Genomic DNA, 12,273 nt, shown 5'->3' with positions numbered 1-12,273 from the left:
CGCCCCGAGTGCCTGGAGGACCCCGGCCCCTACCAGGCAGTCCTGCGCGACGCCGGACCCGTGGTGTACCTGACCAGGTACGACGTCTACGCCCTGGCCCGCTACGAACAGGTGCACGAGGTGCTGGTCGACTGGCAGTCCTTCCAGTCGGCGGCCGGAGTGGGACTGAGCAACTTCCGCCACGAGAAGCCGTGGCGCCCGCCCAGTCTGCTGCTGGAGGCCGACCCGCCCCGCCACGACGCGCCCCGCGCCGTGCTCGCCGACGTCGTCGGCCCCCGCACCCTGCGCACCCTGCGCGAGAAGTGGTTCGCCGCCGCCGAGGACCTCGTCGACCGGGTGCTGGCCGAGCGCGAGTTCGACGCCGTCACCGAACTGGCCGAGGCGTTCCCGCTGCGGGTGTTCCCCGACGCGGTCGGCATCCCCCGCGAGGGCCGCGAGAACCTGCTGCCCTACGGCGACCACCTGTTCAACGCCTTCGGCCCCACCGACCACCCCCTGGTGGAGAAGGGCAGGCCCCACGCGCCCCGCCTGACCGCGTGGGTCGACGCGCAGTGCCAGCGCCACATGCTCAGCCCCGACGGCTTCGGCGCGCGCATCTGGGCGGCGGCCGACCACGGCGACCTCACCCCCGAGCAGGCCCCGCTGGTGGTTCGCTCCCTGCTGTCGGCCGGGGTCGACACCACCGTGCACGGCCTCGGCGCGGTGCTCCACGCCTTCGCCACCCACCCCGACCAGTGGGAGCGGCTGCGCGCGGAGCCGCACCTGGCCCGCGTCGCCTTCGACGAGGCGGTGCGCTGGTGGTCGCCGGTGCAGACCTTCTTCCGCACCACCACCGCGGCGGTCGAGATCGCCGGAGTACCCGTCCCCGCCGACCGCAAGATTCTCATGCTGCTCGGCGCGGCCAACCACGATCCCCGCCGCTGGCGCGACCCCGACGTCTTCGACCTGTCCCGCGACCCCTCCGGGCACGTGGGCTTCGGCATGGGCATCCACCAGTGCGTCGGCCAGCACGTCGCCCGCCTGGAGGCCGAGGCGCTGCTGACCGCCCTGGCCCGCCGGGTCGGGCGGTGGGAGACCGCCGGTCCGGTCCGCCGCCACCACAACACCACCCTGCGCGCCCTGGAGTCGCTGCCGGTGCGCGTCCACCCCGCCTGACCCCGACCCCGCTGCCGGACCGCGAGTCCGGCAGCGGGAGCACCACCCCGGACGGAGCCGCACCGCACCCGGCCCGTCCGCCGCAGCCCGGGACCGCCGTCCACCCGACCGCACCGCGCGCGTCGACGGTCCCGACCGCGTCCGCCGCACGGACGCGGATCCATCCCCACATCCGCGAAGGAGTTCCCCATGCGCACCCTGTCCCACCCCACCCGCCAGGACGCCGTCTGATGGCCCGGTCGCTGCGCGCCGCTCTCGACAGCGGCCCGATGAGCCTCTTCCAGTGGACCGCCGTCGGGGTGTGCGTCCTGCTCAACGTGCTCGACGGCTTCGACGTGCTCGTCATGGCCTTCACCGGCCAGGCCGTCTCGGCGGAGTGGGACCTCACCGGGGTCCAGCTCGGCCTGCTGCTGAGCGCGGGCCTGGTCGGCATGGCCGCCGGGTCGATGCTGCTCGCCCCGTGGGCCGACCGCCTCGGCCGCCGACCGATGATCCTCGCCTGCCTGGCGATCGCCGCGACCGGGATGCTGCTGTCGTCGGCCAGCCAGTCGCCGCTGCAGCTCGGCCTGCTGCGGGTGCTCACCGGTGTGGGCATCGGCGGCATCCTGGCCAGCAGCAACGTCATCGCCAGCGAGTACGCCTCGCAGCGCTGGCGCGGCCTGGCGGTCAGCCTCAACTCCACCGGATACGCCATCGGCGCCACCGTCGGCGGCCTGCTCTCGGTCACCCTGATCAGCGAGTTCGGCTGGCGGTCGGTCTTTCTGTGCGGCGGTCTGGCCACCGCCGCGGTGATCCCGCTGGTGCTCGTGGCCCTGCCCGAGTCGCTGGACTTCCTGCTGACCCGCCGCCCGGCCCGCGCGCTGGAGCGGGTCAACGCCCTGGCACGCCGTCTCGGACACCCGTCGCTGGACCGGCTGCCCGCCGCGGCCCCCGCCCCCTCCGGGGCCGCGGCGGGATTCCTGCGGCTGCTCGCCCCCGGGACGCGCCGTTCGACCTTCCTGCTGTGGTCCCTGTTCTTCCTGGTCATGGCGGGCTACTACGTCGTGACCAGTTGGACGCCCGTGCTGCTGGCCGAGGCCGGTCTCTCCGCCGACCAGGGCATCACCGGCGGCACCCTGCTCAACCTCGGCGGCATCTTCGGCGCGGCCGCGCTCGGCGCGCTCGCCGCCCACTTCGCGCTGCGCCGGGTGCTGGTGGGCTACCTGGCGGCGACAGCGGCGCTGCTGGCCGCCCTCGTCCTGTTCACGTCCTCGCCGGCGGTGGCGTTCGGGACCGGAGCGCTGATCGGACTGTTCGCCAGCGGCTGCGTCGCCGGACTCTACGCGCTCTCCCCGGCCGTCTACGAGACGGGCGTGCGCACCACGGGGGTGGGCACCGCGATCGGGATCGGCAGGGTCGGGGCCATCACCGCCCCGTCCGCGACGGGCGCGCTGCTGGACGCCGGGTGGACTCCGCAGAACCTGTACCTGGCGGTCGGCGCGGTCTTCGCCGCCGCGGCCGTTCTCCTCCTCACCGTCCGCCCGGTCGCGGCCTCCGCGCCCGAACCCGTCGACGGGGCACCGGCCGGACAGGTCCCGGACGCCGTCCCCTCCCGTCCGGAGAGTGCCTGACACACACCCGCGCGGTCGGCGGAACGCCACCGGACACGGTGGTGGAGACCGGACCGTCCGCCCCACCCGGCCGCCGGGTGGGGCGGACCGGCCGGGGAGCCGCCCCTCGCCGGAACGCCTTCGCGGCCCGGAGCCGCCGGCCCGGCCATCGGCCTCCCGGGAACGGTCGCCCACCGGAACGGACACGGCGGGCCATCAGTGATCTACCGTGTAAAGGCGGCGTTGTCCTTCCCTTCCCGACACAGCATCCGACACGACGGACGCGGGAAGGGGACCGCAGCAGAGACGTCCGCCCTCATCCCCGGGCTCCGTACAGGTTGCGCACCGGGCCGATCTCGGCGACGTTCTTGGTCAACTCGATGTTCACCCGGCCCGCGACCTCGGCCAGGGTCTGCTCCCGCCCCCCAGGCAGGGTCGCGGTCCGATCGGTGGAGTCCAGGTCGGCGTCGGTGAGCGTGACCAGGTGGGCACGCCACCCGTCCTTCAGCCCGTGCAGCCACTCGACGGCGGCCTCGGCGCTGCCCGGCCAGGTGATCTCCTCGCGTTCGGGAGCGCCCGAGCCGAGGCAGTGGCCCGGGGTGGTCCACCAGAAGCCGATGTGCCAGGTCAGCCAGCCGATCGTGGCGGTCGGCACGGGGTCGGGTGCGGGCACCTGCCAGTCGGCCGCCCACCGGCCCCGCTCGTCCGGGCGGACCGTCCAGCAGTGCGGCGCGGGCTCCCACAGGCACACCGGGTCGTCGAGGCCGTCCAGGTGGTGCTCCAGCAGCGCCCAGGCGGTGCCGAGTCGGTGGAGCAGCAGGTCGACACGGGATACCGGCATCCCAGGATGCTGTCACCGAACCCGCGCCGCACCACCGGTTTTCTCCGCTCCGACGGCCGGGGCGAGGCGGGCGCGGTTCCTCCCCCTCGGTCTCCCCCCACCGGCACGGAGCGGCAGCGGAGCAGCCGTGCGGTTACCGGGAACCGCCGCCAGGCGCCGTGCGGGGGTCCGTGGGAGGCGCGTCGTCAGCCGGAGACCGGCGCGCAGGCGTCTCACCCCGCTCGCCCGGCCTCTCGCGGGGTCCGGAACCGGATGGGCAATCCGGAAGATGAAAGCACCGACTCCCGGCCCCATCCTCTGGGTGTCGGCAGCACGCCCGTCAGCACCGAAGCCGCGACCGGCCCACTCCAGGGCGGTTGAGGAGCCCGACCGGGCGTGACGCCGCGCGCTTGCCCTCCGGGCGCCGGCCGGTCGGACAGGCGGTCCCGCGGCCGGCGGACGCCCCGCCCGAGGCGGGGTTGACGGTTCCTGACCCGGCACGACTCCGACGAAGCCCGCCGAGAGATCCAGAGGAGTGGTATCCGATGTCCCAGACCGGTTCCGACCCGATCCCGCTGTCCGATTCCCACCCGCCGGACCTGCCGCGCCGGAGATGGGCCGTCGTGGTGCTCAGCGTCCTGGCCGGAGCGCTGCTCGCCTCACTGTGGTCCTTCGAACTCGTCGACGGCGTCATCGGCGACAACGTCGCCAACACGCTGCTGGGCTACGACGCCAAGGAGACGCCGATCAGCGGGCTCGTGGCGGGAACCGTCTTCGCCTTCGTCACGGGACTGGCCGGAACGTTCACGGCGTGCAACATCGCGGTGTTCGGCGCGATCGCGCCGATGGCGCGCACCACCGGCCTCGCCGACGGCGGGAGGAGCGCGCTCACGCGCCGCGTCCCGCGCCCGGGGATCGTGGACTCGCTGCGGCCGATCGGCTGGCTCGCCCTCGGCATGGTCCTCGTCTCCGCCGGATACGGCATGGTCGGGGTACTGCTGGGGGACCGGCTGCCCCAGCTGTCCGAGGCGGTGCTCGATTCGGGGGTTCCGGTGCGGCTGGTGCAGTCCTCGGTCGTCTTCGGGGTGATCGGTCTGGCCTTCGTCTACCTGGGGCTGGCCGCGCTGCGCCTGGTCCCCGACCCGCTGCGCCCCCTGTCCGCCCGGTTCCCGAACGCCAGACTGGTGGTGATGGGCGCGCTCATCGGCGGGTTCCTCATCGGACGGCCGTTCCCGCTGTTCCGGGCGATGTTCGAGTACGCGGCCGAGACCGGGAACCCGCTCTACGGCGCCGGCGTCTTCGTCCTCCAGTCGCTCGGCAACATCACCGTCGTGGTCGTGCTGTTCCTGGTGTTGGTCCACGGCACCCGCGGCCGCTTCGTCGGCTGGCTGACCGCGAAACCGGCGCGGATCGCCACCGTCACGGCGGTCGCCTTCGTCACGGTGGGCGCCTTCACCGTCCTGTACTGGGACCTGAGGGTGCCGTCGATGTTCGGAGTCGGCTGGTACCCGATCGTGGAGTGGGGGTGATACGGGACCGGTGCATCGCCGCGTCCGCCGCCGCGCGTTTCCGCTGAGGGGCCCGGCCCGTCGGAGCGGTCCGGCGGGCCGGGCAGCCCCGACTCGTCCCCGTGCCGCACGCACCGGCCCGGTCCCGGTGGCGTTCGATGTCACCGATCCCGAGTCCCACACCACCGGTTCTGCCGTGCCGACCACCGGAGCGGTCGACGCGGCGGCTCAGCGTCCCGCCGTGGCCAGGCGGGCGCGCAGCTCCTCGACGTCGGAGAGGAACCACAACTGCCCGCCCCGGTTGCTCTCGCGGACGAAGTCGCGCAGCGCGGTGCTCTGCGCGGTGCGGTGGGAGATGTCGCCGAGGACGGCCAGGCCCAGTCGGTAGTTGGCGAACTTCTGCGTGATCTCCCCGGCGACGCGGGTGCGCAACCGGAAGAAGTCGTCGGCCAACCGCTCCACGGGGACGGCGACCCAGGCGGCGCCGAGGTGGAACGCGTTTCCGATCAGGTCGGTGGCCTCGCGTTCCCCCCGCACCCGCTCGCCGTCGGCGGCGCACACCAGGACGGAGACGCCGTCGAGACGTTGGAGGACGTCGGCCATGGGCGCCGCCGTACCCGGCTGACGCTAGACCGGCCCTCCCGCGCTGTCACCTGATTTGTCGGTCCGCGCCGCCCGCTCCCGGGGCGGGACCGGTCGCCGTCCAGAAGCCTCGGGGCACCTCAGGTGTGACAGCCGTCTCCGCGGCGGATACCGGCCGTGTGGGGAAGAGGGGTCGGCCGGTCGGCCCGGGGTGTTCCACACCAGCCCCTGCGGTGGGCCACCACGGGTTGCCGGTGGCCAGCCTCGGACGCGGGGGTGGAATGCCGCGCCTTTCCCCGCTTTCTCCGAGAAGAACCCGCGCCCACCGCAGAGCCCAGCACCCAAACCTCGGTCAGCGAGTCCCGGCACACGGCGGCCGCGGCGTCCGGACCCGGAAGGGAGACACGCCGGACACCGCGGACGACCCACGGGGAGAGGACGGAAAAGCCAGTCCGGGCCCGCCGGACGGAGAACGGGCCGCCCCGATCCCGGGCAATAAAAAATCACAGTGTTATGGAATAGCGATTCCCGCTCGAACGGCACACGAGAAGAAGACTCCAGGGCTCAGCGAGAGCATCATTTTTTTGAGTGCACAAAGGAGGAGCGAATTCCTGGCCTCCGGGCTGTGGCGGGCCCCGCGACCGCAGGAACCGCGGTGTGCCGAGGTGAGGGGACCGGTGCCGAAGGACGGCGCCAGGGCCCACCCGAAGGCCGCAGCCGACACGGGTCGGATTCTCAGCCGCTGCGCGAGAGATCTCCGATAAGGCGACAGACAATTCTTCTGGAGTCTGGTGAGAATATGAAAACCGAGCGGATCGCTATTGTGGGAATCGGTCTCCGCTATCCCGACGCCAACAGCCCCGACGAACTCTGGGAGAATGTGCTCGCCGGTCGCCGGGCCTTTCGAAGACTTCCCGACGAACGCATGAACCGCGCCGACTACTGGTCGCCGGACCCGACCGCGCCGGACCGCTTCTACGCGGAGAAGGCGGCCGTCCTGCGCGACTTCGAGTTCGACCGGGTCAGGTACCGGGTCGCCGGAAGCACCTACCGCTCCACGGACATGACCCACTGGCTCGCCCTCGACGTCGCCTCCCGGGCGCTGGAGGACGCCGGTTTCCCCGACGGGGAGGGGCTGCCCAGGCAGTCCACCGGAGTTGTCATCGGCAACAGCCTCACCGGTGAGTTCTCCAGGGCGAACGTCATGCGGCTGCGCTGGCCCTACGTCCGCCGCACGGTCGCCGCCGCGCTCGCGGAGCGGGGCTGGGACCGGGAGGAGACCGACGCGTTCCTGCGCGCCCTGGAGACGCGCTACAAGGCCCCGTTCCCCCCGATCGACGAGGACACCCTGGCCGGCGGGCTGTCCAACACCATCGCGGGCCGCGTCTGCAACCACTTCGACCTGAAGGGCGGCGGCTACACCGTCGACGGCGCGTGCTCCTCCTCCCTGCTGTCGGTCGTCACCGCGGCCAAGGCCCTCGTCGACGGCGACCTCGACGTCGCGCTCGCCGGAGGCGTCGACCTGTCGATCGACCCGTTCGAGGTCATCGGCTTCGCCAAGACCGGCGCGCTGGCCACCGGCGAGATGAAGGTCTACGACCGCGGCTCCAACGGGTTCTGGCCGGGTGAGGGCGCGGGGGTGCTCGTGCTGATGCGGGAGGAGGACGCGCTCGACCGCGGCATGCGGATCTACGCCTCCATCACCGGCTGGGCGGTCTCCTCCGACGGCAAGGGCGGCATCACCCGGCCCGAGGCCAGCGGGCACCGCCTCGCCCTGAGGCGCGCCTACGAGCGCGCCGGATACGGCATCGAGACCGTCTCCTACTTCGAGGGACACGGCACCGGCACCGCCCTGGGCGACGCCACCGAGATCGAGGCGCTGTCCTCGGCCCGCCGCGCCGCCGACGCCGCCGCCCGACCGGCGGCGCTGGGCACCGTCAAGGCCAACTTCGGGCACACCAAGGCCGCGGCGGGGGTCGCCGGACTGATCAAGGCGACCCTCGCGGTGCACCACCAGGTGATCCCGCCCGCCACGGGGCACCGCGATCCGCACCCGCTGCTGGGCGGCGAGGAGGCCGCCGTGTACGTGCCGCGCGAGGCCCGGCCGTGGCCGACCGCCCAGCACATCCGCGCGGGCGTGTCCGCCATGGGGTTCGGCGGGATCAACACGCACGTGGCGATCGAGCAGCCCCCCGGAGCCGAACGCCGCGACGGGCTCGACGAGCGGGCGGTGGCGCTGGCCGCGGGCCGCCAGGACGCCGAACTGCTGCTGCTGGCCGCCCACGGTCCGGACGAACTGCGCGACCGCGTCGGCGGCCTGGCGGACCTGGCGGCCAGGCTGTCCTACGCCGAACTGACCGACCTCGCGGGCGCCCTGGCCGCGGAGGCCGCCGAAGGAGAGGTGCGCGCCGCCGTCGTCGCCTCCTCCCCCGAGGAGGCCGCGCACCGGCTGACCCGCCTGCACGACCTGCTCGAAGGCGGAACGACCAGCGTGTTCGACGCCAAGGAGGGGATCTTCCTCGGCCGGCGCTCGAAAGCACCCGCCATCGCCTACCTGTTCCCGGGCCAGGGGTCGGGGCGCGGCGGCGTCGGCGCGCTCCGCCGCCGCTTCGCGGAGGCGGAGGAGACGTTCGCCGCGGCCGACCTGCCCGTCGACGGAGACCAGACGGCGACGCAGGTCGCCCAGCCGCGCATCGTCACCGGCTCGCTCGCGGCCCTGCGGGTGCTGCGCAGGCTGGGCGTCGACGCCGACGTCGCCGTCGGGCACAGCCTCGGCGAGCTGACCGCGCTGCACTGGGGCGGGGCCATGGACGCCGAGAGGCTGCTGGAGCTGGCCGCGGAGCGCGGCCGGGTCATGGCCGAGGCCAGTCGCGGCGGCGGCGCGATGGCGGGCATCGCGGCGGCCCCCGAGCGGGTCCGGCTCCTCCTCGACGGCACGGAGGCGGTCGTGGCGGGCCACAACGGCCCCGGGCAGACGGTGATCTCGGGTCCGGCCGAGGCCGTGGAGCGCGTCTGCGCGGCGGCGCGCTCCGACGGCCTGGCGGCCACGCGGATCAACGTCTCCCACGCCTTCCACTCGCCCCTGGTCGCCCCGGCCGCCGAGGAGATGGCCGAACGGCTGGCCCGGATCGACTTCGCCCCGCTCAACCGCACCGTGGCCTCCACCGTCACCGGTGACCTGCTCGCCCCCGACACCGACCTGCGCGCCCTGCTGCGCGACCAGATCGTGCGCCCGGTGCGGTTCCACGAGGCCGCGGCCACGGCGGCGGCGCGGGCCGACCTGGTGCTGGAGGTCGGCCCAGGAAGGGTGCTGACCGGGCTGATGGAGACGATCGACCCGGACACGCCGGTGCTCGCGGTGGACACCGACAGCGACTCGCTGGTCCCCCTGCTGCGCGCGCTGGGCGCGGCGCACGCGCTCGGTGTCCGGGTGGACGCCGAGGCGCTGTTCGCCGGTCGGGTCCTGCGTGGACTCCCCGAGGACGGCAACCTCGTCTTCCTCGCCAACCCCTGCGAGGCGGCCCCCGCCATCGACGCCGCGCTGACGTCCCCGACCGACGCCGCGGCCGAGGCGGCCGAGGCGCCCGAAGCCGGGTCCGGGTCCGCCGCGACGCCGGACTCCACGCTGGACCTGCTGCGCAGGCTGGCGGCGGAACGGGTCGAACTGCCGCTGGAGACGGTCGGAGCGGACACCCGGCCGCTGGACGACCTCCACCTGAGCTCCATCACGGTCGGCCAGATCGTCAACGAGGCCACCAGGGAGCTGGGGCGTCCCCTGCTGGAGGCGGCGTCGGGCTTCGCCACCCTGAGTCTGGGAGAGCTGGCGCGGCTGATCGACGAACTGGAGGAGACGGCCCTGGACGGGGACGGGGGTGCCGCGGAGGCGCCCGGAGTGGCCCCGTGGGTGCGCGCGTTCTCCCTCGACCACGTCGAGCGGGCCCTGCCCGACCGCGCGGTGGACCGGGGGAGCGGGCCCGGGGAGTGGGCGGTCCACACCACGCCGGGCCACCCCCTGGCGGAGCCGCTGCGCGCCGCCCTGGCCGAGGCGGGTCTGGGAGGCGGCGTCCTGCTGTGCCTGCCCGCCGACTGCGGCGAGGAGCACGTGCGCCTGTTCCTCGACGCCGCACGCGCGGCCACGGCCGCAGGCGCCACCCGGCTCGTGGTGGTGCAGCAGGGGCTCGGCGCCTCCGGCCTGGCCAAGACGCTGCACCTGGAGGCACCCGGGGTGACGACCACGCTGGTCGAGCTGGCCGACGTCGCGCCGACCGACCCGCGCGAGGTCGAGGAGGCGGTCCGGCGCGTGGTCGCCGAGGCCGCCGCCACGACCGGTTTCTCCGAGGCGCGCTACGACGCCGACGGCGTTCGCACCGTGCCGGTTCTGACCGCCCTGGACGCGCCGACGGAGCAGAGCGGGGAAACGGTGCTGGACGAACGGGACGTCCTGCTCGTCACCGGGGGCGGCAAGGGGATCACGGCCGAGTGCGCCCTGGCGGTCGCCCGGGACTCGGGAGCGCGACTGGCCCTGCTGGGGCGGGCCGACCCCGCCTCCGACCCCGAGCTCGCGGCCAACCTGGCGCGCGTGGCGGACGCCGGGATCGAGTTCCGCTACGAGCGCGCCGACGTGACCCGGGCCGAACAGGTCGGGGCGGCCGTCGAGCGGATCCGGGCCGACCTCGGCCCGGTCACCGCGGTCCTGCACGGCGCCGGCCGCAACGAGCCGACCGCGCTGGCCAACCTCACCGAGGAGGCGTTCCGGCAGACGCTCGCCCCCAAGGTCACCGGCCTGCGCAACGTGCTGGACGCCGTCGAGCGCGACCGGATCAAGCTGCTGGTCACGTTCGGGAGCATCATCGGCCGGGCCGGTCTGCGCGGCGAGGCGCACTACGCCACCGCCAACGACTGGATGAGCGAGCTGACGGCGAGGTTCCACCGGGAGCAGCCGCGGGCGCGCGTCCTGGCGCTGGAGTGGTCGGTGTGGTCCGGGGCCGGAATGGGGGAGCGGCTCGGCGTCGTCGAGGCGCTGATGCGGGAGGGCATCTCCCCGATCTCCGCCGAGAACGGCATCGCGGTGCTGCGCCAGGTGCTCGCCGACCCCGCCGCGGGACCGGTGCTCGTGGTGAGCGGCAGGGCCGCCGGGCTGCCCACGCTGGCGCTGCCCCGCCGCGAACTGCCGCTGCTGCGGTTCGTGGACCGGGTCGTGGCGCACTACCCGGGGGTCGAGCTGGTCACGGAGGCCGACCTGTCGCCGGGCGGCGACCCCTACCTCGACGACCACCTGCTGGAGGGCGACCTGCTGTTTCCCGCGGTGATCGGCATGGAGGCGATGACCCAGGTCGCCGCGGCGCTGACCGGCCACGACGGTCCTCCGGTGCTGGAGGACGTCGAGTTCCTGCGCCCCGTCGTCGTACGGCCGGGAGGGTCGACGACCATCCGCCTGGCGGCGCTGGCGAGGAACAGCACGACCGTGGACGTGGTCCTGCGCAGCGAGGAGACCGGTTTCGGCGCCGACCACTTCCGCGCCACGGTGCGCTTCGCCCGCCCGCCCCTGACCGACAACGGGGAGCGCGACGGCGAGGTGGGCCTGCCCGTGCTGCCCGTCGACCCGGTCACCGAGCTCTACGGCGGGGTGCTGTTCCAGGGCAAGCGGTTCCAGCGGCTGCTGGCCTACCGCCACGCGAGCGCGCGGCGCGCGGTGGCGGAGGTCGCCGCCTCCTCGGCGGCCCCGTGGTTCGCGGCGTTCCTGCCGCAGGAGCGGCTGCTGGCCGACCCGGGAACCCGCGACGCGGTGATGCACGCCCTCCAGGCGTGCGTGCCCGACGCCACCCTGCTGCCCCAGGGGATCGAACGGCTGCACCTCGCGGCCAGAGCCGACCAGGACGTCGAGTACGTGGTGCTGGACGCCCGGGAACGCGGCCAGGACGGCGACAGCTACGTCTACGACATCGACGTGCGCGACGGGACGGGGACGCTGGTCGAACGCTGGGAGGGGCTGACGCTGCGCGCGGTGCGCAGGCGCGACGGCGCCGGACCCTGGACGCCCGTGCTGCTCGGCTCCCACCTGGAGCGGTCCCTGGAGCGGGTGCTGGGCGGCAGTCGCGCGGTCGTCGTCGAACCCGACCCCGAGCCCGCGGCGGGCGCGGAGCGGCGGGAGCGGACCGAGTTGGCGCTCGGCCGCGCGCTCGGCCGCCCGGTGCGGCTGCGGCACCGGCCCGACGGCAAACCCGAGGTCGAGGGGGCCTGCGTGTCGGCGTCGCACGGCGCAGGACTGACCCTGGCCGTGGCCGGGGCCACGCCGCTCGGCTGCGACGTCGAGCCCGCGGTCGACCGCGCCGAACAGGACTGGGAGGCCCTGCTCGGCCCCGGGGCGCTGGCCGTCCGCGACCTCCTGGTCGCCGAGGCCGGGGACTCCCCGGCAGTGGCGGGCACCCGGGTCTGGAGCGCGGTGGAGTGCCTGCGCAAGACCGGGGTGACCGTGCGGGCCCTCACCGTCGACAGGGTCCACCCGGACGGCTGGGCGGTGCTGGCCGCGGGCGGCGCCCGGATCGCCACCTGGGTGACGACCGTCAACGACCGCCCCGAGCCGATCGTCTTCGCCGTGCTCGCCGAGGAGGAGCGCTGA

The 12,273-nt window shown here is 74.4% G+C and carries 6 protein-coding genes; 4 read left to right on the top strand and 2 right to left on the bottom strand.

The genetic code is table 11. The features are described from left to right. Nucleotides 1-63: 63 nt before the first annotated feature. Nucleotides 64-1,155: a cytochrome P450 gene (locus tag NI17_RS08465; protein ID WP_243597667.1), complete on the top strand. Its 1,092-nt coding sequence runs from the start codon at nt 64-66 to the stop codon at nt 1,153-1,155. A 230-nt stretch (nt 1,156-1,385) separates the two neighbouring features. Next, a complete protein-coding gene (locus NI17_RS08460; RefSeq protein WP_068690678.1) occupies nt 1,386-2,765 on the top strand; it encodes an MFS transporter in 1,380 nt (459 codons plus the stop codon). A 295-nt stretch (nt 2,766-3,060) separates the two neighbouring features. On the opposite strand, the gene NI17_RS08455 is transcribed toward NI17_RS08460, so the two are convergent. Then, a complete protein-coding gene (locus tag NI17_RS08455; protein ID WP_068690677.1) occupies nt 3,061-3,585 on the bottom strand; it encodes a DinB family protein in 525 nt (174 codons plus the stop codon). 524 nt (nt 3,586-4,109) lie between these two features. Here NI17_RS08455 and NI17_RS08450 point away from each other — a divergent pair. After that, nucleotides 4,110-5,093, top strand: a complete 984-nt coding sequence (locus tag NI17_RS08450) for a hypothetical protein (protein WP_068690676.1) — start codon at nt 4,110-4,112, stop codon at nt 5,091-5,093. Nucleotides 5,094-5,300: 207 nt separating this feature from the next. Here the strand turns inward: NI17_RS08450 and NI17_RS08445 are convergent, their stop codons facing one another. Further along, a complete protein-coding gene (locus tag NI17_RS08445) occupies nt 5,301-5,675 on the bottom strand; it encodes a DUF4180 domain-containing protein (protein ID WP_068690675.1) in 375 nt (124 codons plus the stop codon). 778 nt (nt 5,676-6,453) lie between these two features. On the opposite strand from NI17_RS08445, the gene NI17_RS08440 reads away from it, so the two are divergent. Further along, nucleotides 6,454-12,273 carry a type I polyketide synthase gene (locus tag NI17_RS08440; protein WP_279395517.1) on the top strand — a complete coding sequence of 1,940 codons (5,820 nt, stop codon included), beginning with the start codon at nt 6,454-6,456 and terminating at the stop codon, nt 12,271-12,273.

This window comes from Thermobifida halotolerans (assembly GCF_003574835.2).
GTDB lineage: Bacteria > Actinomycetota > Actinomycetes > Streptosporangiales > Streptosporangiaceae > Thermobifida > Thermobifida halotolerans.
The sequence above is the reverse complement of the archived record's forward strand: the minus strand, read 5'-3'. Positions and strand labels throughout refer to the sequence as shown.

Excerpts from the sequence above, each read along its gene's own strand:
- NI17_RS08440 (WP_279395517.1), top strand. The coding sequence starts at position 6,454 with ATGAAAACCGAGCGGATCGCTATTGTGGGAATCGGTCTCCGCTATCCC.
- NI17_RS08445 (WP_068690675.1), bottom strand. The coding sequence starts at position 5,675 with ATGGCCGACGTCCTCCAACGTCTCGACGGCGTCTCCGTCCTGGTGTGC.
- NI17_RS08450 (WP_068690676.1), top strand. The coding sequence starts at position 4,110 with ATGTCCCAGACCGGTTCCGACCCGATCCCGCTGTCCGATTCCCACCCG.
- NI17_RS08455 (WP_068690677.1), bottom strand. The coding sequence starts at position 3,585 with ATGCCGGTATCCCGTGTCGACCTGCTGCTCCACCGACTCGGCACCGCC.
- NI17_RS08460 (WP_068690678.1), top strand. The coding sequence starts at position 1,386 with ATGGCCCGGTCGCTGCGCGCCGCTCTCGACAGCGGCCCGATGAGCCTC.